Genomic DNA, 26658 nt, shown 5'->3' on the forward strand with positions numbered 1-26658 from the left:
CATTATAATGTAGTCTCCGGCCCTTAACATAGAAGCGTCATCAACTGGAATGCTGGTTGCCGTTGCGGACGATACCGCGTTCGGTCGCATCCGCCGTGCGGACGGCACGGGCCGCCCCGATCCAGCCGGAGATGCTGTCGTTGAAGTCATGTGTGACACGGGCCAGCGCGCTCACATTGGTTTCTTCCCGGTCCGTGTCGGTGACGCCGTAATAGGTGGCGTAGAGCTGCCGCGCCGTTATCGCGCCCATGCCGCCGGGCAGCCAGTCCGCCCGCTTCGCCTCCACCGAAACGAAATCGGCGCGAAGGCCCAGCTTCAGCGAGGTGCCTGCGTCCACCGGCGCCTCGTATTCGCCAAACAGACCGGTATCGCGGATGAACATATCCGGCCATGTGTAATTGGTGATGGTCACCGGCGCGCCGCCCATCATGTTGGATCGGCTTTCGGCGTTGCGGTTATTGGTGCGGTGGTCCACTCCCAATGTCAGCACACCGCCGATGACATCAAGCCCGGCGGCAAGACGGCCGCCATAGGTGTCGGAATTGGCATCGGTCCGCATACGCATCATGCCCGGCGTGCGCAGCGAATAGTTGTCCATCAGATGTTCGACGAAGCTGCCATAGGCGGAGACTTCCAGCGTCGTGACAAGACTGCCTTCGTCGAAATTGTGATCGAGCGATGCCTTCACGGTCCGCGCCGCCGTCCAGGGGCTATCCATGCCGGCGCCCGCGAAGAGCGCATCTTCCACGATGTCCACATCGCTCGACAACGAGACGACGGAGTGGTTGCCATAGCGCCAGCCGGCTTCCAGCCCGCCGCCATACTGCTTGAAGGCGGAACGAACATCGCGCCCGTCGCCATCTTCGTAGTTCCCGGCCTTTTTGGCATTTGCAAAGCCGCGAACATAGGCGCCGCCGAGACCGGCGCGTGCCTGCGCCGAGACATAGCGGGTCTCACCATTGCTCTCGATGCCGCCCTCGATACCGCCGCTCAGGCCGTCCGCGATGTCATAGGGGTCTGCCCGGTCGATGGTCACCGTGCCGCCCGGCGCAGGCGGGCCGTCCGTCACGCTCTGATAGCCGCGGGCCACCGTGACGACATCGTCGGGCAGCAATGCGGAAAGCGACGAGGGCGGATCCATGCGGTTGGGGCAGCCGCCGAACACATAGGCCCCGTCGGAAATGACGGCGATATTGTCCTGCGTCAGGCCGCGCATGGAAATTTCATTGCCGTGACCGCCGAGACGGCCCGACGTGACGCCTTCAAGGCGGGAGAGAAACTCACCGGCATCGCGCGGCGCCGGGCCGTTGGTGTCGGCGGGCGTCATCCTTTCGAGCGGACCGGGAAGCGCTTGATCGCCCTCGATGACGATGGGCCTGCTTGCCGGCTCCTCGGCCCGGGCATGGGTGGCGGGAACGGCAAAGGCGATGGCCAGCGCCGCGGGCGCAGCGGCGGCGCGCAACGCGGCGCGGCGCCCTGCACTGAAATGTGCGAGAGACATGATCTTTTTCCTGATGTGACTGAAGCGATAGGGGAAACAGCTTCAGGCAGCAGGAGGCCCCCTGGGCGGCAGCGGAGGCGAGGCTGTCTGCTCATGCAGGATGGCAATGTCGTTGCGGAGGTCGAGCGGTTCTCCCCCGCCGAAAATCGCGTCCGCCACAGGCAGAGACGGCGACAGGAAAAGCGAGGCCGTGACCATCGGCGCGCAGACCGGCGACAGATGGTCCGCATTGTCCGTCTGATCGTCGAGCGGCTTTCCCGTGGCCGGGTCAAGCTTGATAATCTTGAGGCCCGCGCCCGTGCACAGCACGATCCGGTCCTTGTAGAAGCCGGGGGCGAGGATTTCCGCGTCGTCGCCGGAGGCGTGGATCGCGGCAAAGCTCGGTAGAATGAAGGTGACGAGAAGGAGGGCGAGCAGAATACGCTGGGCGGAGAAGCCGTGACTTCCCTTCCCTCTTGCGCGCACAGTTTTTCTGCCAGCGGATAAACGCATGCCGTCCCCCATCGGATTGTCTACTAGGGAATGGCAGGGAGTTTGTCAAAGCGGTCGCCGGTGGCGCGTCGTCGCACCTGCTTCAAAGATGGGCTCAAAGCCGAGCGCGGACCTCGGATTTGAGCACCGGCAGCAATTCCGACTCAAACCACGGGTTTTTCCGAATCCAGGCATTGTTCCGCCAGGAGGGATGCGGCAGCGGGATGGCTCCGGGCCCGTATTCGCGCCAGTTCATGACGGTTTCCGTCAGGCTTTTGCGCTTTGCCGATCCCAGATGCCAGCTTTGCGCATATTGACCGACCAGCAGGAAGAGGTCGATCTGCGGCAGATGGTCGAAAAGCCGTGCCCGCCACTGCTCCGCGCATTCCGGCCGGGGCGGCAGGTCGCCGCCTTTTGCGTCCTGTCCCGGGAAGCAGAACCCCATGGGCACAATGGCGATGCGGGAGGTGTCGTAGAACTCCTCCTCGCTGACGCCCATCCAGTCCCTGAGCCGGTCGCCGCTGGGATCGGTGAACGGTACGCCGGACGCGTGAACCCGCGTACCCGGCGCCTGTCCGGCAATGCAGATGCGCGCCGTGGCTGAGACGCGCAGCACCGGACGCGGCTCATGCGGCAGCGGGACTTTGCGTGGATTTTCAACGCAGACGCGGCAGGCCCTGATTTCGTCCGTCAGCCTGTCCAGCGCACCGGGCATGGAGGTCAGCTCGCATCCTTGATGAGGTTGCGGCCGATGATGACCTGCTGCACCTGGCTGGTGCCCTCATAGATGCGGAAGATGCGCACGTCGCGGTAGAAGCGCTCGATGCCGTAATCGGCGACATAGCCCGCTCCGCCAAACACCTGCACGGCACGGTCGGCCACGCGTCCCACCATCTCCGAACAGAAGAGCTTGCAGCAGGACGCCAGCGTGCCGACATCCTCGCCCGCATCGCGGCGGCGCGCGGCATCCATCACCATGCAACGGCCCGCATAGGATTCGGTCTTGCTGTCGGCGAGCAGTGCCTGCACGAGCTGGAGATTGCCGATGGGTGCGCCGAACTGCTTGCGCTCAGCGGCATAAGCGACCGATTCCTCGACCAGCCGGTCGGAGACGCCGACGCAGACGGCAGAAATGTGCAGGCGGCCGCGCTCCAACACCTGCATGGCGGTGACGAAGCCCTTGCCTTCTTCATCGCCCAGCAGGCACTCGGCCGGGATGCGCGCGTCATCGAACACCACGTCGCAAATATGCGCGCCCTGCTGGCCCATCTTCTTTTCCGGCTTGCCGATATGGATGCCGGGGCAGTCGGCCGGCACGATGAAGGCGGAAACGCCCTTGGCGCCCGGCGTGGAGGGATCGGTGCGCGCCATCAGGGTGAAGAGGCCCGCCTTGTTCGCATTGGTGATGTAGCGCTTGGTGCCGTTGACGATGTAGTGGTCGCCGTCGCGGATCGCCGTGGTCTTGAGCGAGGCGGCGTCGGAGCCCGCCTCGGGCTCGGTCAGCGCGAAGGAAGCGATCACCTCGCCGCTGGCGATCTTCGGGAGCCAGTATTCCTTCTGCTCCTGACGGCCATGCATCACGATGCCCTGGCTACCGATGCCGACATTGGTGCCGATGACCGAGCGGAAGGCGGGAGAGGTCCGGCCCAGCTCGAACATGAGCAGGCACTCTTCCTCCATGGTGAGGCCGAGGCCGCCATATTCGGTCGGCACGGAAATGCCGAAAAGGCCCAGTTCCGCCATCTCTGCGACGATTTCCGCCGGCACTTCGTCGTTTTCGGACACCTGGGCCTCGATCGGGCGCAGGCGCTCCTCAACGAAGCGGCGGACGGATGAGATGAGCTGTTCGCGGGTTTCGGCGTCGAGGGCCATGGCGTTCCTGCTTCCCTGAAATCTGTTGTCTGGCGGGTTGGGCAGGAATTTAGGTCAAGGCCTCAGCAGGGTCAAAGCAAGGGTCGCGAAGGGTGCCGGGGCCAGCCGCCTCCGGCTCAGAAAGAGAGGGGGTCGTCGTCCAGGAAGTCGCACCTGTCCACGTCGTATTTCATCGAGCAGCCCAGGATGCGGTTCGTCCGATAGCCGTCATAGGACAGCGGCATATAGACGCCTTCCGTCCTGACCACCTTGTCGCCGGCCACCTGCATGGTGCCCGCCGCGGCAAACGGACGGCGCTCCGCAGCGATATAGCTGTAGAAGCGGAACAGTTCCTGATTGAGATTCGGATTGTCTGGATAAGCCTCCAGCACACGCCTGCCACCGCTGTTCACGCCGAAACTGATGGCTACGTTTTCGCCGAAAAGACGGTAAGTGAGATCGAAGGGATCGTGATCGACCTGCAGAACCAGCAGGTAGGGCATGAGAGGGGCAAACTCGGCCGGCCTCAGATCGTCGGGGCTCGGCATGAGACGGTCGCCGCGTTTGGCTTTCCAATAGGAGAGCATCTTGAGACAGACCGGCTCGTTCAGCTCGCGGAGCCGAATGAACGAGACGCCGTGAACCCGTTCGAGTTCGCTTTGTCCGATTTCGCGCTGTTCAGTTGCCGCCGCCATTTTAGCCCGCCAGACCTCGGTGCATTTCGACCGGATGCCGCAGGGAAATTCTTCCCCAAATGCGCTAAGAAAGTGTTGAGAGCCAAGTGCGGAATGCGGCTTCAGTAGCCGGAAAAGATACTCCGTTCGGTCAGGGCATAGGATGAGCAGCAGAATATGCGGTCCGTCCTTGTATCGTCATAGGACAGCGGCATGTAGAGCCCCTCAAAAGGGACCTTTGCGCCCGACCGGCTGTTCAGCACACCGCCCGCCGCATAGGGGCGTTTGTGTTCCGCCACGGCACGAAAAAGCTCGAACATCATCGACCCCAGGCCCGGATTCGTCTCGTTCAGCGCGCGTACCTTCAGCCCTCGAAAGGGACCGCCATGCACCTCGGCGATATCCTCGCCCAGGATGCGATAGGTGAGATCGAATTCCGGCTCCCAATGAACTTCAACGATCTGGAGGTGAGACAGGAAACGCGCGAACTCGGACGGTCGCAGATCGTCGGGGCTCGGCATCGACCGGTCTCCCCGCTTCTCTTTCCAATAGTCGAAGACCGACAGCACGACAGGATCCTTCAACGACTTGAGACCGATTAGCCTCGCGCCGTCCTGTCCCGCTTCTTTCGTGAATTTGTCAGGATCGTAGTCAGCCATACTCAAATTACCCGGATACCGCTCTTCCGCCTCGAGGACTTCTGGAAGGCTATACTTCCTGATAAAAGCCCCTCCATCGATATCACAAACTCCGGACAATTGTTCATCTCATGAATGTAAATCCAAACCGGCTCGCCGGATACCAGACCTGGGACGGCCATGATCCGTTCGAGGATCATGCAGGGCCCTTCTATTTCCGCAAGACCGAAGACGGCGAGGTCGCTTGCGCTTTCGAGGCGACGGAAAAGCACTGCAATGGCGGCGGCTTCCTGCATGGCGGTCTGCTGATGACTTTCGCCGATTTCTCGCTTTTCGCGATCGGCGAAGCGGCACTGAACGGTCCCGCCGTTACCGTCTCCTTCAATGCGGAATTCACCGCCGCCGCCACGGCCGGCGACTTCATCGAGGCGCGCGGCGACATCGTGCAGAATACCGGCAGCATGGTGTTCCTGCGGGGACAGGTTTTCACGCGCAAGGAAATCGACGGCGATTTGCGGGAACTGCCCCTGCTTAATTTCAGCGGGATCGTGAAAAAGCTCAGAAAGAAACCTATATGAAGGGTCGCTACGACCCGGTGGAGGAAACATGGTCAGCCTGAGCGTTCTCGATCAATCCCCGATCCGCAAAGGCGGCAACGCTGCGGAAGCTCTCGCCAATACGATCGAACTGGCGAAACATGCCGACAAGCTCGGCTATGCGCGCTACTGGATGGCCGAACACCACAACACGAAATCCTTCGCCGGCTCCGCGCCGGAAGTGCTGATCGCGCGTATCGCGGCGGAAACGTCCCGCATCCGTGTCGGGTCCGCGGGCGTGATGCTGCCGCATTACAGCCCACTGAAAGTCGCCGAGTGCTTCCGCCTTCTGGAAACGCTCTATCCCGGGCGCATCGACCTTGGCATGGGCCGCGCACCGGGCGGGGACATGCGCACCACACGCGCCTTGCAGCCGGGTCCGCAGGCCTATGACATCAGCGTCTTTCCGCAGCAGGTGGAACTGCTGATCCAGTTCCTGGAGGATTCCAACGGGCTGGCGGGCGAGAATGGCGGTTTTCCCTCCGAGCACCCCTATCTCGGCATTCATGCCTCTCCGCGCGGCCCCGGCATGCCCGAACTCTGGATGCTCGGCTCGGGCGGCGACGGCGCGGCCATCGCGGCGCAGTTCGGCATGGCCTATAGTTTCGCCCATTTCATCAATCAGGATGCAGGTCCGGGACCGATCGACCTGTACCGGAAGGCGTTTCGTCCGTCGCGTCACCTTTCTTCCCCGCATGCCTCTATCGGCGTCTCCATCACGGTGGCCGATACGGAAGAGGAAGCCCAGCGCATCGCCTCTTCGCGCAATCTCTGGGTGATGCATCTGCTGCAGAACCGGGCGGGCGCCTTTCCCTCCGTCGAGGAAGCTCTTTCCTATCCGTATACGGAAGATGACAAGCTGATGCTGGAAGGCATCAAGCAGCGCGGCATCACCGGATCGCCGGAACAGGTCCGCGCAAAGCTGCTGCAGATGGGCGAGGAATATGGCGTGGACGATTTCGTGATCCTCACCATCACCTATGACCAGAAGGATCGTTTGCGCTCATACGAGCTTCTGTCGGAGGCATTTGCCCTTCAGGACGCGGGCTGACCTCCTGCGCCCTACCCCTTCGCAGCCTGTCTTGCGAGCTTCTTTTCCAGCGCAGTCCTCAACCGGATCTGCCGTTCCTTGGTAATCGGATAGCGTGAGATTACCAGGATCGAGGCAAGCCAAAGCACAAGCGGCACCAGGCAATACATGGCTAGCAGCGCGAAGAGCGCCGTCGATGAATTGTGATCGGATTGCGGATTGAACCCCGCCCATGAAATGACCGGCAATGCGATCCCCACGCCCACGGCTTCGAAGATTTTCCGTACCATCGACATGAAGGAAAAGAGAAAGGCCGTGCGCTGCTCGCCATTGCGCAGCGTGTCGAGATCGACGACATCGGCCATGATCGATGCGCCCATGATCGGCGCTGCGCCGATCGTGATCCCTTGCAGCAGCGTGATACCGAGCAGGCACCAGAAAACAAGCTCCGGCGCTTGCGGCTTCACCCAGTAGATGACGACGGGCACACAGGCGAAGGCGGCCATGGAGATGCCCCCTGCCACAACGATGGCCATGTGCTTGCCGATGCGACCGCCCAGCGTCACCCAGAAGGGGGACCCCACGACGCCCGCGGCGAAGAGCGCAAAAATGAGGATGGTTCCGGCTTTACCGATCCCGGCCAGATGTTCATAGAACAGGATCGCGACACCGGCATTGATGGAACCGGCCAGCGCGCCGAGGCTCGAGGTCACCAGGATCAGGCGGAAGGGGCCGTTCTTGAGCGCCTTGCGCACGCCGCTCGCGAAGGGCACGTGTTTGTATTCATGCGGCGTCGGTTCCGGCACGAAACGGAAAAGCACGAAGGTGCAGACCGGAAGCAGCAGCACGGTGAACCATGCGAGCGGAGCCATGGCGGCTTTCGACGCCGCGCCGTCCTGCTCGCCCGCCATGAAAGCGCCGATGATCGGCAGCGTGATCGCGATCAGGAGTCCCGCCAGCAGAAAGATTTCCCGGCTGCCGGTGATGCGGTTGCGCGCGTGGTACTCCGTCGCGAGTTCTGCGCCCCATGCGCCATAGGGAATCGTGATGAGGGTGAAGCCAAAATAGATCGCGCAGATCCACAAGAGGAGATAGCCCGACGAGACGGCACCCATGGGAGCGAACAGCATGACCGCGGAGACCATCATCACCGGCACCCCGGCAAGGATCCATGGACGGCGGCGGCCCCAGCGCGTGCGCGTTCTATCGGAAAGGCGGCCGATCAACGGGTCCGTCACCACATCGCTCAGCCGCGCCAGCATGAGGATGAACCCGACCAGGGCGAGATCGATCCCCAATGTCTGCGAATAGAAAGGCGGAATATAAATGGCGACCGGCAAGCCGATCACAGCCAGAGGAACGACGATCTGCCCATAGGCGATCAGCCGGCCCCTGCTCGGCCCGGTTTCTTCTTCCGGCGTCATATCTCCTCCCTCTTCGTACCGCTCTCCCAAGCGGTTTAGTAAGTAACTATTACTAATTTAACGGCCTACTGCAAGCAGCGGAAACTGAACGACGGCTCTCCATCCGGTTCAGCTTGCGTTCAGGTGACGGATCCTAAGGTGCCTACATCCAACGGGTCACAGCCCCCCAGCCAGTGACCCAGGGTCAGGGTTCCCGCCGGGAAGCGCTCGCTACCGGCAGGAGCACTCAGGGCGGCGTCCATTCCGTACCCCGTGGACGCCGTCCTTTGTGCACCTGTCCCCCTCCCGGCGGCCTTATGCGGCCGCGCTCGGACGCGCCGAAACCCGCTTGTGCCAGCCGCGCAGGTTTTCGGCCTCTTCCGGCATTTCCAGCCCAGTAAACCCTGCGAAATCGACTGCGCAGAGCGCAGCGACATCGGCCATGCTGTAGCTGTCGCCGCAAATGAATTCCCGGGAGCCGATTTCGCCGCCCAGCCAGTTGAAGGCCTTCGCGGCGGCTTCCCTGTTCGACTCGCCGAAATCATTGAACTGCTTCACCACCCTGGCGGTAAACGGATGCGCGTGGCGCCAGAAATTTCCTACCGGTCCCATCACGATGAATTCCACGCGCCGGAGCCACATATCGATCATGGCCTTTTCCAGTGCGTTTCGGCCGAAGAGCGGATTTTCCGGATTGAGTTCTTCCAGATACCGGCAGATGGAGATGCTCTCGCAGATGGTCGTCCCGTCATCCAGTTCGAGAACCGGCGTCTGGCCCAACGAGTTCTTCTGCAAAAAGGCGTCGGACTTATGCTCGCGTTTTGGAATCGAGACCTCTTCCAGCGGCAGGTCGATGCCCTTTTCGGCGGCAAAAATGCGCACGCGGCGCGGATTGGGCGCCGGCATGGCGGAATTATAGAGCTTCAAGACAGTTCTCCCTGTTGATCGTCTGGCGCGGCCTCCTCCTGCCCCTCAAGTCACGATGCCGATAATGGCGCCTGTCATGGATGTCGCGAGCGTGCCCGAGACGAGCGAGCGCAAGGCCAAGGACACGATTTCCGCACGCCTTTCCGGCACCATGGCCGTCATGCCGCCGATCATGATTCCCACCGACCCGAAATTGGCGAAGCCGCACATGGCGTAGACCATGATGAGGGTGGAGCGCGGCGACAAGGTTCCCGGGGCCAGATGGCCCAGATCCACATAGGCGATGAATTCGTTCAGGATCGTCTTTTCGCCCATGAGCTGCCCGGCCGTCTGCATCTCGCTTGCAGGCACGCCCATCAGCCAGACGAGCGGCGAGAACACCCAGCCCATGATGCGCTGCGCGGTGAGCGGCGCGCCCGCTACTTCCGGCAGTAGTCCCAGGAGGATATTGGCCAGCGCCACCAGCGCCACCATGACGACCAGCATGGCCATGATGTTGAGCAGCAGCTTCAGCCCCTCCATCGTGCCCTGCGTCACCGCATCCATGCTGCTCTCATATTCCAGATAGGGCACGTCGTCGCCGACGCCCGTCGGCACCTCGCCATGCTCCTCGGGCAGCATGACCCGGGCAATCAGGATGGCGGCGGGCAACGAGATGAGCGATGCGACCAGAATGTGGCCCAGCGCGCCGGGCACCGTGTTCTGCAGGAAACTCGCATAGAGCACGAGAACGGTGCCCGCCACGGTGGCGAGCCCGACCGTCATCACCATGAAGAGTTCCGACCGGGAAAGCTTCTGCAGATAGGGCCGGATGAGGAGCGGCGCCTCCACCATGCCCAGCAGGGCGTTGGCGGCCGTGGCGAGCCCCACCGCCCCGCCAAGCTGCATGGATTTCTGCAGGAGGGCCGAAAAGCCCTTCGTCACCCAGTCCAGCACCCGCCAGTACCAGAGCAGCGCGGAAAGCGCGGAAATGACCAGCACCAGCGGCAGCGCCTGGAAGGCCAGCGAATAGGCGTTGGCCGGGTCGGTGACCTCGAAGGGCGTTTTTCCGCCGCCCACATAGCCGAACACGAAGCTGGTGCCGGCCTGCGTGGCGTCGGTCAGGGCCGTCACCACGCCGTTCAGCGCCAATATGCCCTGTCGGGCCAGCGGCACCTTGAGGAGCAGCAGCGCCAGCCCGAGCTGGATCGCAATGCCGATCAGCACGGTTCCCAGCGGGAAGGACCGCCTGTTCTCGCTCATCACCCAGGCAAGCCCCACGATCGCGCCCAGCCCCAGGACGCTCTGCAAAATCCCCAGCGACATTCTGCCCCTCTTTCACACAAATGCGCGGGATCGCCCCCCGCCCCGCGCTCCGGCAACGACCCTCGCTTGACCGTCTATGCCGCATTGTGCACAAAAGCGGTCAAATTCGGGAGCGGCCAGCCCAAAAAGCCGCGCCGAGGGCTTCAATGACCTTCACAGGACTTTCACAGGGAGACTCAACCGATGAGCATTCGTTTTGATGGCAAGGTAGCCATTGTCACCGGCGCCGGCGGCGGCCTGGGCCGTTCTCACGCGCTGGAACTTGCCCGTCGCGGGGCCAAGGTTGTCGTGAACGATCTTGGCGGCGACCGCACGGGCGCCGGCGGCTCGTCGGACGCGGCCAACAAGGTCGTCGAGGAAATCAAGGCGGCCGGCGGCGAAGCCATCGCCAACGGCTCCTCCGTGACCGACGACGAAGGCGTGGCCAACATGGTCAAGCAGACCGTCGACGCTTTCGGCCGCATCGATATCCTGGTCAACAATGCCGGCATCCTGCGCGACAAGAGCTTCACCAAGATGGAAATCGGCGACTTCCAGCTCGTGGTCGATGTGCACCTGATGGGCACGGTCAAGCCGACCAAGGCTGTCTGGCCGATCATGAAGGAACAGGGGTATGGCCGCATCATGGTCACGACCTCCACCTCTGGCCTTTACGGCAATTTCGGCCAGACCAATTACGGCGCGGCCAAGCTCGGCGTTGTCGGCTTCATCAACACGCTGAAGCTGGAAGGCCAGAAGGACAACATCCGCTGCAACGCGCTGGCGCCGGTTGCCTTCACGCGCATGACCTCCGACCTGTTCCCGCCGGAAGCCGAGCAGATGTTCACGCCGGAAAGCGTGTCGCCGGGCGTGATGGTGCTGGTGTCGGAAGATGCGCCGACGGGCACGATCCTGCTCGCGGGCGCCGGCGTCTTCTCCGCCGCGCAGATCATGGAATCGGAAGGCGTGTTCCTGGGCCGCGAAGGCCTCACCGCCGAGAAGGTTCTCGAAAACTGGGAAAAGATCACCGACATGAAGGGCGCCCAGCCGTACTTCATGGGCGGCGAGCAGACAGGCAAGGTGCTGAAGCTCGCCACCGAAGGCTGATTTCTCTATTCGGTCGCAAGACGGACCCCCGGCCTCACGGCCGGGGGTTTTTCGTTTCAGCCCGCGCTAACGGCAAGACCGCTCCGCGCGTGCCGCCTCACGGCAAGCGACACCATTGCGCCCGCCGCGCAAAATCCCAGCGTGGCCGCAATCGCCTCCATGCCATAGACGAGATAGAAGTGCTTGCAGCCCTCCACCAGCGCGATCCCCACGAACATGAAGACCGTGTTGATGAAAGCGGCGACCGCGCCCTTGCTCGATCCCGGCACGGCGAAAAGCGTGCGGCGCATGAGACCGCCGAAGCCTATTCCCATACCGAAGGAACTGATCGTGACGCCGGGTATGAGCCAGCGGAAATCCTGGTTCCCCCAGGTCAGCGCCACGGCCAGCATCGCGCCGGCCGCGATGCAGGAAATGGAGATGGCGATCAGCCGTTCGATTTCGACGCGATAGACGATCTGGGAGAGCAGCAGATTGCCGCCGACCAGGCCTGCAAAAACGGGCAATTGCCACAGCGCATAGGATAGCGGCGTCAGCCCCTGCCTCTCGATCAGGCCGATGGGGCTCAATGCAATCCAGATCATCAGCATGCCGAAGATGAAGCCGAGCGCGAATGAACCGGACAGCAGCTCCCGGTTCATCAGGCATCGCCGATAGCCCCGAAGCGTTCGGACGATATGGAAGCGGAAGCTCAATGTGCGCTGACGCGATTTCGGCATGCTCTTCCAAAGCCCGGCGAAGGCGACAAGCGATACAAGGGCGATGAGAAGGAAGATCACCCGCCAGGAGAAGACCGTTACGACGAGCGCACCCGCCACCGGGCCGACGATGGGGGCGAGCAGCGACACATTCGCCATGAGCGAGATGGTGCGGACCGCGCGCTTTTCCTCGAACGCTTCCTGAATGGCCGGATAACCGACCGCCATGGTGAAAGCGCCGCCCGCGCCCTGCACCGCGCGCAACAGAATGAACTGCCACATGCTCTGAACGGCCATGCCTGCAAAGCAGGACAGTGTGAAGATTACGACACCCGCGAGAAAGACCGGCCGCCGCCCGAGCGCATCCGAAAGCGGGCCAAGCAGCCATTGAGTGCCGATATTGCCCATCAACGCCGCAGACAAGGCGAGCGAAATCACGCCGACGGATTGCGCACCGAGGTCATGTGCCACGGCGGGCATGCCAGGCATGATCATGTCGTTCGAGATGAAGGTCGCAAACTCGAAGAACACGACCGACAGGGGAAACAGGACACCGATGACCGGCGCCGGACGAGATTGAGCAGTCATTTTATGAGAATCACTTTTTCCGCTTTATGCGGAGGGAGCAACATCCACCGGAAAGGCGGACCGCGACACCCCGAAACACGAACTGAATCGTGACCGGAGCGCTCTTAGCGAGCGGCTGGACGAACTATCCGAATGTTGGATGCATTACGCATCGGTCATACTCCCGAAAGGACGGCACAGCTTAATGCCGCAATAAGTCTTGTGGCAAGCCCCGGTTTGCCATTGGCCCCCCTCTCCCTATAGTTCAACCATGCCTTTTCGACATATTCGTTTCTTCGCAGTTCTGCTGATCGCTACTGCCGCTCTTTTCGCCGGCTCCTCGCACGCTGCGGCCTGCGAACTCAAACGGCCTGTGATGTTTGGCGGGCTCGACTGGGATTCCAATGCCTTCCATACCGCGGTCGCGCGCATCATTCTGGAGCGCGGATATGGCTGCAAGACGGATGTGCTGCCGGGGTCGGCACTGCCGCTTCTGACCGGGCTTTCCAATGGCGATATCGACGTGCTGATGGAAGTCTGGCGAGACAACGTCACCAAGCCGTGGAATGACGCGCTCAACGCCGACAAAGTCGTCTCGCTCGGCACGAATTTCCCCGACGCCATACAAGGCTGGTATGTGCCGCGCTATGTGATTGAGGGGGATCCGGCACGCGGCATAGAGCCCATGGCGCCCAACCTCCACTCCGTCGAAGACCTCAAGCGATATACCAAGCTCTTCCGCGATCCGGAGGAGCCGGGCAAGGGCCGCTTCTACAATTGTATTCTGGGCTGGACCTGCGAGGTGGTGAACACCAAGAAGCTCAAAGGCTATGGGCTCGACCGCTACTATACGAATTTCAGACCGGGCACCGGCGCGGCGCTGGCCGCCGCCATCTCGTCCGCCTATCAACGCGGCAAGCCCATCCTTACCTATTACTGGGGTCCGACCTGGATCCTCGGCAAATACGATCTCGTCAAGCTGAAGGAACCGCCCTACAGCAAGGCCGCATGGGAAGCCTTCAACAACGACCCTGCGCATAACCCGCCCGTCGCCTATCCGAAAGTCGAAGTGATCATCGGTGCCAATGCGAAATTCGCAGAGGAAGCACCCGAGATCGTCGCGTTTCTGCGCAACTATCAGACAAACAACCAGATGGTGAGCCAAGCGCTTGCCTATATGCAGACGCACAAGGATGCAGGCGCGACAGGGGCGGCGGAACATTTCATCGCGACACGCGGTGACGTATGGCGCAAATGGGTGCCGCCCGAAATCGCCGCGCGCATTTCCGGCGAACGCAAAGCGAAGGCGAAAAGCTTTCCCCTCACCTTTCAGCGCCCGATTGAAGACTGGGTGAACAAGGCGATGAAGCAGTTCGTCGCCAAATATGGCGATGCATTCCAGGCGGCAAGTTCCGTCATGCTGGCCCTGATCCTGACAGTCGAACAATTGTTCAGCCTGCTGCCCTGGTGGCTTTTCATTCTGCTGGTCGCAGGCGCCGCATGGCATGCCTCGCGCGGGGTCGTATTGCCCGTTGTGCTGTCCGGCACGCTCCTGCTGATCGGGTTTCTGGGGCTTTGGGATCTGGCCATCCAGACACTCGCCCTCATCGTCATTTCGGTCGGCATTTCCGTGCTGATCGGCGTACCGATCGGCATAGGGCTCGCGCAGAACGACATGGCACGGCGTATCGTACGGCCCGTGCTCGATGCGATGCAGACCATGCCGAGTTTCGTCTATCTCATCCCGGCGCTGATGCTCTTCGGGCTCGGCAAGGTGCCCGCCGTCTTTGCCACCGTCATCTATGCCATGCCGCCGCTGATCCGGCTTGTCGATCTGGGCTTGCGCGGCGTGGACGAACGTCTTGTCGAGGCCGCGGCCGATCTTGGCGCTGACAACAAACGGCGTCTTCTCGACATCAAGCTGCCACTGGCGCTGCCCAACATCATGGCGGGCATCAACCAGACCACCATGATGGCGCTTTCCATGGTTGTGATCGCTTCCATGATCGGCGCGCGCGGGCTCGGCGAGGAGGTGTTGCTGGGTATTCAGCGGCTCGATATCGGACGGGGCCTCATCGCTGGCGTCGCCATCGTGGCGCTCGCCATCGTCTTCGACCGCATTACGCAGGCTTACGGCGGACAGCAGGACGCGGCGCCGCGCTAGCGGGACGCCGGTGATAGGTCAGCGCCATCGACAGGCATATCGCAAGCGGCTCTTTCGGCAGCGGGCCCGACACATTCAATAGAATGGCGCGATTTCCCTGATACTCAAATGCTTCAGGAAATTGGCTCCTGAAGGTATCGACCAATGTCGTCCGGCAATTCACGAAGACGGCGCATCGCCCTTCCATCGCGCGCGGTACGCCGAGCCTGATGGTGGTGCCGCTGCCGCTTGCCTCCGTCAAATAGGCCGGCTCGCCCCACTTGAGGGTCTCCGTTAGCGGGCCGACACCATCCGTCTCGGCCGCCGTCCTGAAAATCAGACGGCGCACCTGGAGAAGCCGCTCGCGAACAAACGCGGGATAATCGTCGAATACTGCCGCCACTTCGGCGGACATAGCGGGAAGCGTTGTTGCGCGGATCATGCGAGATACTTCTCCATCCGCCACATGGCATCTTCAAGATAACCGATGACGGAGCCTTCCGGCGAGTCGGCAAGCTGCGCGACCTGCCAGCCCTGTTTCTCGTAGAACGCCCGCGCGCGGTCATTGCCGACACGGCAAAGCAGAAAGAGCTGTTTGTGCCCCGCCTCGCGCATGGCCGTTTCGGCGCGCTCGATAAGCTCGGCGGCAAGCCCTCCCCCATAGACACCCGGTAAGACAAATAGCTGATAGAGCTCGTTTTCCTGCCACGATACGAGGCCCACCAGCTCACCCTCCTTGCGGGCGATCAGGCAGTCCGGCAGCAGTTTGGCGGCGCGTGCTTCGAAATAGGCCTGATCCGGCTCTTTGCCGAAACTCAACGCGGCATGGCTCTCGTACCAGCTCTGACGCCAAACGAAAGCGAGCGCCGGAATGTCTCCGGCGCTCGCCCGTTCGATGCCGAATGTGCCGTCCAACTCAGAGGCCCAGCACGGCCTTCGCCATAATGTTGCGCTGAACTTCGTTGGACCCGGCATAGATCGAGGCCTTGCGCAGCGAGAAATAGTAAGGCGCTGCGGTGAAGGCGCCCTTGGGGCCCACTTCCGGCTCGTTCGTCTCGATCATGCCATTTGCAACGGTCGGCGCCGCATAGTCGCCCAGCACTTCCACCATGAGGTGCGAAATGGCCTGCTGCAGCTCGGTGCCGCGGCATTTCAGGAGCGAGCTTTCCGGGCCGACATTGCCGCCGATGGAGAGAGCCGAGAAGATACGCAGCTCCGTATATTCCATCGCCGTGATCTGGCTTTCGATGTCGGCGCATTTGGCACGGAAGGTTTCATCCTCGGCGAGCGGCTTGCCGTCCACCTCGATGTCCTTCGCCATCTCGCGCACTTCTTCCAGCGCGCTGTAAAGGCCCGGCGAATAGGGATTGCCGCGCTCGAATTCGAGCAGGTATTTGGCGTAGGTCCAGCCCTTGTTCACTTCGCCGATCAGGTTTTCCTTCGGCACCTTCACGTCCTCGAAGAAGACCTGGTTCACTTCCTGGTTCGGCGCGGGCGTGCCGTCGAGGCAGACGATGGGATCGACCGTGATGCCCGGCGTCTTCATGTCGATGAGCAGGAAGGAAATGCCCTGCTGCGGCTTGCCCTCATTGGAGGTGCGCACGAGGCAGAAAATCCAGTCGGCCCATTGCGCGACCGAGGTCCAGATCTTGGACCCGTTGACGAGGAAATGATCGCCCTTGTCCTCGGCCTTGGTCTTGAGCGAGGCCAGGTCGGAGCCCGAGCCCGGCTCGGAATAGCCCTGGCACCAGAGGACGTTCGTTTCCAGGATGTCGGGGAGGAAACGCTTCTTCTGCTCTTCCGTGCCGAACTTCATGATGACGGGCGCCACCATGGTCGGACCGAAGGGAATGGTGTGCGGCACGCCGGCGCTGCCCATCTCCACATTGAAGATGTATTTCTGCGACTGGGTGAAGCCCGGCCCGCCATATTCCTGCGGCCAGTTCGGCGCCAGCCAGCCCTTCTTGGCGAGCGACTTCTGCCACTGCACATGGGCTTCCTTGGTGATGTAGCCATGCTTGGAGCGCGCATGCAGTTCGCGCATCTCCTGCGTGTAATGCTCTTCAATGAACTGGCGGACTTCCTGCCGGAACGCCTCGTCCTTTTCGCTGAATGCCAGATCCATGAGTTACTCCCTTCGGATATCGAAGGGGCGCCGCACCCGTACGGGCTGCACCCCTTGCAAAGCTGTTAGCTCAAATAGGGCCTTACTAGACCTTGTCCAGGAACTGGAGGTCGGGCTTGCCTGCGAGCGTCGCACCCAGCGCGGGGAAAGCGGCCTGGAAATATTCCGACTTGCCATGCGCTTCCAGGTCGGCCTGAGAGGCGTACTGCTCATAGATGTAGAATGTCGTGGGCTCGGATTTGGACCTGAACAGATCGTACTGCAGGCAGCCCTTCTCATTGGCCTTCACCTTCTTGGCAAGGTCGCTGAACACGCTCTCGAATTCGCTTTCCTTGCCGGGCTGAACCTTCATCGTGGCCAGAATGCCGATCACACTCATTTTTCGCTCCCATCCTGTTTATCTGTTTGTTGTTGCGGGAACTTTAGGCTCTCCGCCGTCCCGCTTCAATCGATTGACCTGCCCAAAGACGGACATTTCGGGGCTCATCCGTGAACAAGCTCCCCGATCCGCCCCGCGTCGGCCTCATTCGCCCCGGTAGCTGGGGTCGCGCTTCTCGAAAAAGGCGTCCAGCGCCTCCTTGTGGTCCGACGTGTGGTGGGCGAGCGCCTGCATGGAGGCGGACAACTCCATGATGTTGTCGAAGCTCACCATCATGCCCTGACGCAGAAGCTGCTTGGTCATGCGCAGCACATCGGGCGCCTGCCGGGCCATTTTGGCCGCCACCTCCCGCGCGCGGTCCATCAATTGGTCGCCGGGCACGACCTCGGAAACGAGCCCCCAGTCCTTCGCGGTCGCCGCGTCGATGGTATCGCCGGTGTAGAGCAGCTCGGAGGCTCGCGCCATGCCGACGATACGCGGCAGGAGCCAGGCCCCGCCATCGCCGGGGATAAGGCCGATCTTCAGGAAGGTCGCGCCGAAAATCGCCTTGTCCGACGCGATCCGCGTGTCGCAGAGGCAGGCCACGTCATTGCCGAGGCCGATGGCCGGGCCGTTCACCGCCGCGATGACCGGCACTTCGATCCCCCAGACGGATTTGACGATGCGGTGGATACCGTTGCGGTAGCGTTCGCGAATATGGACGCCCGGACCGCCGAAGCCATCACCGCCCTCGCGCATCGCCTTCACATTGCCGCCCGCCGAAAAGGCCTTGCCCGCGCCTGTCAGGATCACGCAGCGCACATCCCTGTCGGCGTTGATCGCCGCCACGGCTTCGGTGAAGTTTCCGGCATCCTCCGGCGCGCCCAGCGGGTTGCGGGCTTCGGGCCGGTTGATGGTGAGTGTGACAACCGGGCCTTCCTTTTCGAACAGCAGCGCTTCGCTCATAACGGGCCTTTCTTCCTCAAAGTTTTCGTTTCCGTTTCTTACGGTCCATTTCGGTGCGGAGACTGTGCCGCAAATAGCGCCATTAACCAACTCGCAGAAAGCCTTGTTAACAGATTTCCGTCACTCTCAATGCGATTCAACAAAAGGAGGCCTCGTCCGGGCAATGGGACGCGGCCGGGCAACGAGGTGGGCATGTCGGAGATTTCGGGACAGCGCCCGGACCAGGCGCATATGCCCGGTTCGGCAACAATGCCGTCTTTCGGCCTGTTGGCGCGCCTGTCCAGCTTCTATCGCGCTCACAAGCTCGACGCCCCCCGACCGGACTCCGAGACCGAGTTCGCCCAGATGCGCATCGTCGCCGAAGCGCAGGACATGCCGCTCCCCTATGCGTTTCCCGTTCTCGCGGCCATATATGCCGCCAGCCTCATGGGGACGCTTGCCTGGCCCTGGCTCGTCGCACCCGTCCTCCTCACTTTTGTGTGCAACTGGTACAGCCTGCGAACGATCCGGGCGTTTCTCGCGGCCACACCGGGCCCTTCCGACATCGGCTACTGGCGGCGCAAATTCCTTTTCATCGGATTCTGCTATTCCTCCGCCGTTGCAAGCTTCGCCTGGTTCTTTTGGGTGCCGGACGATCCGATCCTTCAGACCTACCTGCTCTGCGTGATGGCGCTCGCGCTCGTCCCGATCGTGCTTATCAACTCTTCCTACCGGCCGTTGATTCTGGTCTGCATGCCGCCCATGGTGCTGGCCCTGACCGCCCGGCTTCTCCTCTATGGCGACGTCGCGCATTCGATCTTCGCCTTCATGCTGGTGATGTTTTCCGTGCTGGTCGTCCGGATCGCGACCAAGACCAACAGCTCGGTGATCGAGGCGATCCGGCTGAAGGGAGACAAGGACGCGCTGATCGACGAGCTCTACCAGGCCAAACGCGAATCCGACCGTGCGCGCGCCAAGGCCGAAGACGCCAACCGGGCCAAGTCGCAATTCCTCGCCAATATGAGCCATGAGCTGCGGACGCCGCTCAATGCCATCATCGGCTTTTCGGAGATGATGAGCACCGAATTGCTCGGCAAGCATGTCGTGACGAACTACCGCGACTACGCCGAGGACATCCATCGGTCCGGCCAGCACCTGCTCGGCCTGATCAACGATGTGCTGGACCTGTCGCGTATCGAGGCGGGCCGCTTCGAGATTTCCGAGGAGGCCGTAACCATCCAGGGGCTGGCCGACGACAGCCGCCGCATTCTGGACATTCGCGCCCAGGCGCAGAAGATCGAGATCACGGAAGATATTCCCCCGCACCTTCCGCCCGTCCTGGCGGACGGACGCACATTGCGCCAGATCTGGATCAACATTCTGACCAATGCGATCAAGTTCTCGCCCGCCCACTCCACGGTGCATCTCTACGCCCATATCGACGAGGCGGGCGATCTTCATTTCGGTGTGCAGGACGAGGGGCCGGGCATTCCCGAAGGCGAGATCGACAAGGTCCTGGAGGCCTTCACGCAGGGCGCTTCCGGCATCGCCCAGCCCGGCACGGGCTCGGGCCTCGGCCTTGCCATCGTCCGTGGCTTGATGGAAGCCCATGGCGGACGGTTCGACCTCATCAGCCGGCCCGGTGAGGGGACGCGGGCAAACTGCGTGCTACCCGCATGGCGCCTCGACGCGATCAACCCCAGGGACCATCACCGCCGAAACGCCTGAGACACCCGCCTAGTCCGCCGACACAGGCGCCGCCCGCCGAAGATTGCGGATAACGGCTATCCGTCTCACCGCGCCTGCTTATCCCCGAGCTGAGATTCGGAGGCAAAAAGAAAGGCCGTAACGGGAGTTACGGCCTTTCCATCAAGTGATTTTCGAGGTGCTTACGCAGCCTGCGAATAGCGCTTCAGCTGATAGTCGACATTGCCGAACTGAGTGTCAATCATGGTCAGGCGCTTGAAGTAGTGGCCGACGCTGAGTTCGTCGGTCATGCCCATGCCGCCATGAAGCTGCACGGCTTCCTGGCCGACAAAGCGACCCGCCTTGCCGATCTGCACCTTGGCGCCGGCGGCGGCCTTGGTCCGCTCCGCATCGCCTTCGGCCAGCTTCAGGTTCACCATATAGGTCATGGAGACGGACTGCTCATGCGCCATGAACATGTCCACCATGCGGTGCTGGAGCACCTGGAACTTGCCGATCGGCACGCCGAACTGCTTGCGCTGCTTGCAGTAGTCGACGGTCGCGGTGTTCAGCTCTTTCATGCAGCCGATGGCTTCGGCGGAGAGCGCGGCGATCGCCTCGTCGGTGATCTTTTCGATCAGCGGCAGGGCCTTGCCTTCTTCGCCGATCAGCGCATCTGCGCCGACCTTCACGTTCTCGAAGGTGATCTCGGAGGCGCGGCGGCCGTCGACCGTCGGATAGTCCCGGGTGGAAACACCCGCAGCGGACTTGTCCACGATGAAGAGCGACACGCCGTCGGCGTCGCGCTGCTCGCCGGAGGTGCGGGCGGAGACAATCAGCTTGTCGGCCCAGGGAGCGGCCACGACCACGCACTTGTAGCCGTTGATCGTGTACCCGTCGCCGTCCTTCTTCGCCGTCGTCTTGAGGTCGGCGAGGTTGTAGCGGCCCTGCGGCTCGGCATAGGCGAAGGTCCAGACGGTTTCACCGCCGATCAGCCCCGGAATGTGCTCTTCCTTCTGCGCGGCGGAGCCTCCTTCACGCAGGAAACCGCCGGCCAGCACGACCGTTTCGACATAGGGCTCGACCACGAGGTGGCGACCGAACTCTTCCATGACGATCATCGCTTCGATGGCGCCACCGAAGCCGCCCAGCTCTTCCGGGAAGGGTGCCGCCAGCAGGCCGAGTTCGGCGAACTGCTGCCAGTTCTCCCGACGCCAGCCTTCCGGCGTAGCCACGATCTTGCGGCGGGTGTCAAAGTCGTATTTGTCCTGAAGGAAGCCCTGCACCGAGTTGCGCAGCAGCGTCTGTTCCTCGCTAAAAGAAAAGTCCATCGGTCTCTCTTCCCCTGCTTTTTCTCTTTGTTGATTGTTCCGCTGCCAGCGCTCTAGAGCCCGAGCACCGCCTTGGCAATGATTTCATGCTGGATTTCGTTCGACCCACCATAGATGGAGGTCTTGCGCATGTTGAAATATTCCTGCGAACGGCCGGCCGCATAGTCGGGGCCCGGCACATATTCGTTGCCGGTCGCCTCGCGCCGCGGCGCATAGACCATCGCATAATTGCCCACCGCTTCCATGGTGAGTTCGGTGATGCGCTGCTGCACTTCCGTGCCCTTGATCTTGAGGATCGAGGCTTCCGGCCCGGGGCCCTGCCCCTTGCTCTCGGCAGCCAGCGTGCGCAGTTCCGTCACTTCAAGGGCCGACAGGTCGATCTCCAGTTCGGAAATCTTGCTGCGGAAATCCTCAGTGTCCAGAAGCGGACGGCCATCCACCAGTTCCGAGCGGGCGATCTCGCGCAGGCGCTCGATGGCCTTCTTGGAGCGTGCGACACCGGCGATACCGGAGCGCTCGTTACCCAGCAGGAACTTGGCGTAGGTCCAGCCCTTGTTCTCTTCGCCGATCAGGTTTTCGGCGGGCACCTTGACGTCTTCGAGGAAGACTTCGTTCACCTCATGGGCGCCGTCCATGGTGATGATCGGGCGCACGGTGATGCCGGGCGTCTTCATGTCGATCAGCAGGAACGAAATACCTTCCTGCTTCTTCGCATCCGGGTCGGTACGAACCAGGCAGAACATCCAGTCGGCAAACTGGGCGAGCGTCGTCCAGGTCTTGGAGCCGTTGACGATGTAGTGGTCGCCCTCGCGCACGGCGCGGGTGCGCAGGCTGGCGAGGTCGGAGCCGGAGCCGGGCTCGGAATAGCCCTGGCACCACCAATCCTCGGCCGACAGGATGCGCGGCAGGAAGCGCTTCTTCTGCTCTTCATTGCCGAAGTTGTAGATCACCGGGCCGACCATGGAGAGGCCGAAGGGAAGCAGGGCCTGCGTCTCGGCGCGTGCATTTTCCTCGTTCCAGATATAGCGCTGGGTGATGTCCCACCCCGCGCCGCCATATTCCACCGGCCAGTGCGGCGCAACCCAGCCCTTTTTGTGGAGAATGCGGTGCCAGGTGAGGATCTCATCCTTGGTCATCTCGCCCCGCGTCTTCTTCCGAAGCTCCGCCGGGTAGTTGTTGGCGATGAATTCGCGCACTTCGTCGCGAAATGCGAGTTCGTCGGGGCTGAAACTCATATCCATAGGACTAACCTCCGCAAGGCCCGCGGCTCTCCACCTTTCGGCAGAGCCGGAGCCCTTGATGCCATCTTTGAGAACGGCTGCCACCCCCTAGTCGCGGGTCGGCGAAAGCCTCTCGTTTTTGGCGAGGATAATAGAGCCAACGCCTCCCGTTGCAAGAGCGGGGAATGACGCGCCGCCGCCCATAGATGAACAAGCCTCGAACAGGGATGGACAGTCCGGGCCGTCGCCGGGGCCGCGCTAGATCGATTTCAGGAAGGCGATCAGCGCCTCGCGATCCGCCTCCGACAGGCTGCGGAACCGTTCTTTCGATGCCTCGGCTTCACCGCCATGCCAGAGGATCGCCTCGGCAAATCCGTCGGCCCGGCCGTCATGGAGCAGCCTGAGATGTCCGTTCACCACCGGCACGAGACCGAGGCCCCAGAGCGGCGGCGTCCGCCATTCGGTTCCCGTCGCCTTCACATCGGGCCGGTTGTCGGCCAGTTCCGGACCCATATCGTGCAGCAGCAGGTCGGTATAGGCGTGGAAGGTCTGGTCATTGAGAACGTCCAGCGCCGTATTCTTGCCGGTGGTCATGGAGGGGCGATGGCAGGCCGCGCAGCCGATGTCTGCGAAAATCCTGCTGCCCTTCATCACCTCGGGCGCCTTCGGCTTGCGCCGCACCGGCACGGCAAGGACGCGCGTGTAATGCGTCAGCTTCCGGAGGAATTCTTCCGAGAGGTCCGGATGGTCGCCTGTCGGCGCGTCGGCGCAGGCGGTCTGCGCGGGGGGACAATTCTCGTCGGGATGCACGGGGCTGGTGATGCCGATATCGCCCGCCGCCGCGCCGGAATTCTGCGCGCGCAGCGTAGGCTGGTTCGCCTTCCAGCCGAAACGGCCGATCAGCATTTCCCCGGTTTCGGGGTCGGGCTGATAATTCGCCCGGCCGGATATGCCGTCGCCGTCGCTATCGTCCGGATCGGCCCAGGCGAGAATTTCCTTTTCGGGCACGGCCTCGAGAAGGCCCACGCCATAGACTTCGGAGGCAACGCGCGGCGAGATGCGGACGTCGTCGCCCAGCGGACCGAAATTCAGGTCGGTCAGTTCGAAGACGGGTTTCGTCAAACTGTAGGGCGTGCCGTCGGCATATTCGCCCTTTTGCGTTTCCCAGTGAAACGCGACGCGGCCTTCCGCCGGAATGCCGTGATTGGCGCGGTCGTTGAACTGATCGCCATACTGGGGCAGCGGATTGCCCTGCCCGTCCGAAATACGGATCAGCATGGAATCGAGCTGTTTCTCGTCATTGAGCGGCGGACGCCCCCGCCCGTCCCGCGTGTGGCAGCCGGAACAGGAAACGCGGTTGAACGTCGGGCCCAGCCCGTCGAACTTCGTCACCGACCCCGGCGCGACGGCCCAGTTGGTGTTGAAGAGACGGTTGCCGAAAAAGAAATCCCGGCGCTGCTGAAAGGTAAGGCCCGGCGCACTTTGAGCGAACGCATTGCTGTTGGTCAGCCGCGTGGACAAGGCGGCCCCCGGCAGCGCATCGGGCGACGGCATTTCGACGTGCTTTACAGCCGGCTCCGCCGCGGCGGCCGTCTCGAGCCCATGACCCGAGACGGACACAGCGAGAACCGCACCGACGAGGATCAGGCTGGCGGCCGCAACACCGCCGATCAGTGCAACTCTTCGCTCCAACGTCGCTTTCACAACATGCTTTCCCGTTTTGCCACCTTGACGATGGCGGCCTTCGACTATTCGGTTGCGACGACGATCTTCACGCCAAGAGCCTTGCCGACTTCAACGAGCATTTTGCCCTGCTCCACCAGATCGGTGACGGCCTGCTCCATCTTTACCCGGCCATCGCTGCCCTTGGGGCTTGCGAGCACCTGATCGATCGGATGCGGCATGGCGGCAATCGCCTTGGTCGTCTTCTCGATCTGCGCCGTCACCTTCTTTTCGAGATCGGGGTCGACACGGGCCACCAAGTCCTGAATGCCCGCGAATTCCTTATCGCCCATTTCGCCGAACCAGATATTGGCGATGCCCTTCTGGTCGTAGATGAAGTCGTTGTTTGTGTTGTCGGAGAAGCAGGAATGCTCGTCTTCCTGATCGCCGGAATCGAGCGCCACAGCCATGCGCTCCGACGCCATTTCGAAACCGGAAAGCGTCGCCATGCCGGTGAGGATGCGGCCCAGCGCTTCCTTTTGCGGCAGCTTCAGGAAGTCCGTCGCATAGGCGTTGGGGTTGTCCATGTTCCAGCTCATGGCGAGCCATGAGAGATCCTTCACCAGCATCTGCGTCACGGTCTTGAGATAGAGACGGCGGCGGTCATTGAACTTGTCGCCGGGCGTGTAATCGCTCGCCGGCCGCGCGCCGGGACCGTCATCGTTGAAATCCTGCCCCCAAAGCAGGAACTCGATGGCATGCCAGCCTGTGGTCACATCGGCCTCGTCCTCGGTCTGGTCGTGGCCGAGGATCGTCTTGTCGTTAATCGGGATCGAGGTGTCGTGGATGATGCCCGCATCCGCATCGCCCTTCACATAGTCGATATACGCCTCGTTGAGCGGCCAGGCATTGATATGCGCCTCCGGGCCCTCTTCGCCCGTTTCCTCGTCCGCGAAGTCGATGGGGCCCTCATAGAAGCGGAAGGCCTCGGTCACGAGATAGGCGGGACGGGCATCGATCCAGGCCTTGCGGGCGCGGGCGAGGTTTTCTTCCGTCGGCTTGTCGAGGAACTCGTTGATGACGCCGCGCATCTTCTTCGCGTCTTCGTAGGAGCGCTGATACGAGGCTTCGACGAGGCGGGCATAGCCGAGAATTTCAAGGGTCGCGCCGTAGGAACTGCCGCCATCCATCGCAAACTGCGCCGGGATAGCCCCCGCGCCGGACGCAAGCGCCGACTGGGCCGGGAGGGCGATTGTGCCGCCCGCCAGCAGGAGCGAGAGAGCGATAACGCCGCGACGGCTTTTGATGCTGGTGGACATGAAAACGGCCCTTCCCTTTTGCCTACTACCCATATGCGGCTATCGTCACCGCTCTTATTGCGAGTGATTATTAGACGCAGGATCGAGGGTCAAGGGAAAATGCGAACCGCTCTCAAATCAGGTCGCCGCGATACCGGCCTGCTCGGCCTCGGCCATGCCGTTGAGGATCGCCGCCGCCGAGCGCAGTAGCCCTATGCCCGAAGCCGCTGCCGTGCCGTCGTCCAGCGTGATGCCGGTGCGGGAAAGCGGCTCCTTGCCGAGCTCCGCGAGGAGACGGTCATGGGCGGGCGTGGCGCTCGCGGAGGCGGCGAGGCAGTGATCGGTCATTCCCGGCGCAAGGCGTTCCAGCACCAGCGCCGCCACGCCGGAGACGAAACCGTCCAGCAAGACGGGGATGCGCTGATAACGCGAGGCGATGATCGCGCCCGCGATGGCGGCGAGTTCGCGCCCGCCCATGCGCCGCAACACCTCCAGCGGATCGGACGGAATGGCGGCGTGATGCGCCAGCACGGCATCGACCAGTGCGATCTGGCGGGCAGCAAGCGCCCCTTCCCCGTCGATCCAATCGCGTCCGTTGCCGCCTGCAAGCTTCGCAGCGATGGCGGCGGCAGGGACGCTCCCGCCCACGCCCAGCGCGCCGACGCAGAGAAGATCCGTTCCGCCCGCGATCGCTTCCATGCCGAACGCCATGGTGGCGGCGCAGGCGTCTTCTTCCAGCGCATCGGCTTGCGTGATGTCGGGGGTCGGCAGGTCGAGCGCGAGATCGAACACTTTGAGGCCCGCGTCATATTGCAGGGCGATCTGGTTCACCGCCGCGCCGCCGCCCGCGACGACTTCCATCAGGGCCTGGGTCGCACCGGGCGCGAAGTCGCTCGCTCCCCTGGCCGCCACGCCATGAGAGCCCGCGAAGATCGCGATCAGCGGACGGCGAAGCTGCGGCTCCTCCGCCGCCTGCCAGCCGGCGAGCCAGACTGCGAGGTCGCCGAGGCGGCCCAGCCCGCCCTCGCCCAGCGCCAGCGCCGCCAGGCGCCGGCGCGCGAGATCGACGGCCTCGGCCTCCATGGGGGGCGGATTGCCGAGCAGATTGCGGATGTCGTCGAAGGGCAGGCCGGAAGCGGCGGG

25 protein-coding genes and 1 pseudogene are annotated in these 26658 nt (G+C 62.5%); 6 read left to right on the top strand and 20 right to left on the bottom strand.

Annotated features, from left to right (window positions below; genetic code table 11):
* Positions 1–40: 40 nt before the first annotated feature.
* From CMI59_RS01855 to CMI59_RS01880, 6 genes are all read right to left on the bottom strand, one after another.
* Positions 41–1501: a TonB-dependent receptor plug domain-containing protein gene (locus CMI59_RS01855; protein WP_293323925.1), complete on the bottom strand. Its 1461-nt coding sequence runs from the start codon at positions 1499–1501 to the stop codon at positions 41–43.
* A 42-nt stretch (positions 1502–1543) separates the two neighbouring features.
* Positions 1544–1966: a hypothetical protein gene (locus CMI59_RS01860; protein WP_293323927.1), complete on the bottom strand. Its 423-nt coding sequence runs from the start codon at positions 1964–1966 to the stop codon at positions 1544–1546.
* 121 nt (positions 1967–2087) lie between these two features.
* Positions 2088–2687: a uracil-DNA glycosylase family protein gene (locus CMI59_RS01865; protein ID WP_293323929.1), complete on the bottom strand. Its 600-nt coding sequence runs from the start codon at positions 2685–2687 to the stop codon at positions 2088–2090.
* A 5-nt stretch (positions 2688–2692) separates the two neighbouring features.
* Entirely contained in the window at positions 2693–3844 is a 1152-nt protein-coding gene (locus CMI59_RS01870) for an acyl-CoA dehydrogenase family protein (protein WP_293323932.1), read from the bottom strand.
* A 116-nt stretch (positions 3845–3960) separates the two neighbouring features.
* Positions 3961–4518 carry a PAS domain-containing protein gene (locus CMI59_RS01875; RefSeq protein ID WP_293323934.1) on the bottom strand — a complete coding sequence of 186 codons (558 nt, stop codon included), beginning with the start codon at positions 4516–4518 and terminating at the stop codon, positions 3961–3963.
* 101 nt (positions 4519–4619) lie between these two features.
* Complete coding sequence (locus CMI59_RS01880) at positions 4620–5156, bottom strand: PAS domain-containing protein (protein WP_293323936.1); 537 nt, start codon at positions 5154–5156, stop codon at positions 4620–4622.
* Positions 5157–5266: 110 nt separating this feature from the next.
* Between CMI59_RS01880 and CMI59_RS01885 the strand changes: the two genes are divergently transcribed.
* Entirely contained in the window at positions 5267–5713 is a 447-nt protein-coding gene (locus CMI59_RS01885) for a PaaI family thioesterase (protein ID WP_293323939.1), read from the top strand.
* 28 nt (positions 5714–5741) lie between these two features.
* Entirely contained in the window at positions 5742–6782 is a 1041-nt protein-coding gene (locus CMI59_RS01890) for an LLM class flavin-dependent oxidoreductase (protein ID WP_293323941.1), read from the top strand.
* Positions 6783–6793: 11 nt separating this feature from the next.
* On the opposite strand, the gene CMI59_RS01895 is transcribed toward CMI59_RS01890, so the two are convergent.
* From CMI59_RS01895 to CMI59_RS01905, 3 genes are all read right to left on the bottom strand, one after another.
* Positions 6794–8185 (bottom strand): MFS transporter, encoded by a 1392-nt coding sequence (locus CMI59_RS01895; protein WP_293323943.1) that lies wholly within the window; start codon positions 8183–8185, stop codon positions 6794–6796.
* A gap of 294 nt (positions 8186–8479) precedes the next feature.
* The gene (locus CMI59_RS01900; RefSeq protein WP_293323945.1) at positions 8480–9091 is read right to left on the bottom strand and encodes a glutathione S-transferase family protein; all 612 of its coding nucleotides are present in this window, start codon (positions 9089–9091) and stop codon (positions 8480–8482) included.
* A gap of 45 nt (positions 9092–9136) precedes the next feature.
* Positions 9137–10390, bottom strand: a complete 1254-nt coding sequence (locus CMI59_RS01905; protein WP_293323984.1) for a nucleoside transporter C-terminal domain-containing protein — start codon at positions 10388–10390, stop codon at positions 9137–9139.
* 189 nt (positions 10391–10579) lie between these two features.
* On the opposite strand from CMI59_RS01905, the gene CMI59_RS01910 reads away from it, so the two are divergent.
* On the top strand, positions 10580–11482 hold the full coding sequence (locus CMI59_RS01910) for an SDR family oxidoreductase (protein ID WP_293323947.1): 903 nt from the start codon (positions 10580–10582) through the stop codon (positions 11480–11482).
* 56 nt (positions 11483–11538) lie between these two features.
* Here CMI59_RS01910 and CMI59_RS01915 read toward each other — a convergent pair whose 3' ends face one another.
* Positions 11539–12768 carry an MFS transporter gene (locus CMI59_RS01915; protein WP_293323950.1) on the bottom strand — a complete coding sequence of 410 codons (1230 nt, stop codon included), beginning with the start codon at positions 12766–12768 and terminating at the stop codon, positions 11539–11541.
* 355 nt (positions 12769–13123) lie between these two features.
* Here CMI59_RS01915 and CMI59_RS16860 point away from each other — a divergent pair.
* Positions 13124–13966: pseudogene (locus CMI59_RS16860) on the top strand (ABC transporter substrate-binding protein); the annotation flags it as partial.
* Between the two features lie 144 nt (positions 13967–14110).
* Positions 14111–14911 carry an ABC transporter permease subunit gene (locus CMI59_RS16865; RefSeq protein ID WP_339613964.1) on the top strand — a complete coding sequence of 267 codons (801 nt, stop codon included), beginning with the start codon at positions 14111–14113 and terminating at the stop codon, positions 14909–14911.
* On the opposite strand, the gene CMI59_RS01925 is transcribed toward CMI59_RS16865, so the two are convergent.
* The 5 genes from CMI59_RS01925 to CMI59_RS01945 all read right to left on the bottom strand — a co-directional run bounded on the left by CMI59_RS01925 (position 14868) and on the right by CMI59_RS01945 (position 18339).
* Entirely contained in the window at positions 14868–15305 is a 438-nt protein-coding gene (locus CMI59_RS01925) for a DUF1801 domain-containing protein (protein WP_293323955.1), read from the bottom strand. The two genes, CMI59_RS16865 and CMI59_RS01925, sit on opposite strands and share 44 nt — an antisense overlap.
* Before the next feature lie 23 nt (positions 15306–15328).
* The gene (locus CMI59_RS01930; protein ID WP_293323958.1) at positions 15329–15805 is read right to left on the bottom strand and encodes a GNAT family N-acetyltransferase; all 477 of its coding nucleotides are present in this window, start codon (positions 15803–15805) and stop codon (positions 15329–15331) included.
* A gap of 1 nt (position 15806) precedes the next feature.
* Positions 15807–17015: an acyl-CoA dehydrogenase family protein gene (locus CMI59_RS01935; RefSeq protein ID WP_293323961.1), complete on the bottom strand. Its 1209-nt coding sequence runs from the start codon at positions 17013–17015 to the stop codon at positions 15807–15809.
* A gap of 85 nt (positions 17016–17100) precedes the next feature.
* Entirely contained in the window at positions 17101–17394 is a 294-nt protein-coding gene (locus CMI59_RS01940; RefSeq protein ID WP_293323964.1) for a putative quinol monooxygenase, read from the bottom strand.
* 144 nt (positions 17395–17538) lie between these two features.
* Positions 17539–18339: a crotonase/enoyl-CoA hydratase family protein gene (locus tag CMI59_RS01945; RefSeq protein WP_293323966.1), complete on the bottom strand. Its 801-nt coding sequence runs from the start codon at positions 18337–18339 to the stop codon at positions 17539–17541.
* A 192-nt stretch (positions 18340–18531) separates the two neighbouring features.
* On the opposite strand from CMI59_RS01945, the gene CMI59_RS01950 reads away from it, so the two are divergent.
* On the top strand, positions 18532–20046 hold the full coding sequence (locus tag CMI59_RS01950; protein WP_293323969.1) for an ATP-binding protein: 1515 nt from the start codon (positions 18532–18534) through the stop codon (positions 20044–20046).
* 161 nt (positions 20047–20207) lie between these two features.
* On the opposite strand, the gene CMI59_RS01955 is transcribed toward CMI59_RS01950, so the two are convergent.
* The 5 genes from CMI59_RS01955 to CMI59_RS01975 form a co-directional block, all read right to left on the bottom strand.
* Complete coding sequence (locus CMI59_RS01955; RefSeq protein ID WP_293323972.1) at positions 20208–21335, bottom strand: acyl-CoA dehydrogenase family protein; 1128 nt, start codon at positions 21333–21335, stop codon at positions 20208–20210.
* Between the two features lie 53 nt (positions 21336–21388).
* Positions 21389–22576, bottom strand: coding sequence for an acyl-CoA dehydrogenase family protein (locus CMI59_RS01960; RefSeq protein ID WP_293323974.1), 1188 nt, complete (start codon positions 22574–22576; stop codon positions 21389–21391).
* 237 nt (positions 22577–22813) lie between these two features.
* Positions 22814–24259, bottom strand: a complete 1446-nt coding sequence (locus CMI59_RS01965) for a di-heme oxidoredictase family protein (protein WP_293323976.1) — start codon at positions 24257–24259, stop codon at positions 22814–22816.
* A 44-nt stretch (positions 24260–24303) separates the two neighbouring features.
* Complete coding sequence (locus CMI59_RS01970; RefSeq protein ID WP_293323979.1) at positions 24304–25536, bottom strand: imelysin family protein; 1233 nt, start codon at positions 25534–25536, stop codon at positions 24304–24306.
* 117 nt (positions 25537–25653) lie between these two features.
* The coding region (locus tag CMI59_RS01975; protein WP_293323982.1) for a nicotinate-nucleotide--dimethylbenzimidazole phosphoribosyltransferase at positions 25654–26658 on the bottom strand (1005 nt) is incomplete at its 5' end.

This window comes from Parvibaculum sp. (assembly GCF_002684405.1).
Taxonomy (GTDB): Bacteria; Pseudomonadota; Alphaproteobacteria; order Parvibaculales; family Parvibaculaceae; genus Parvibaculum.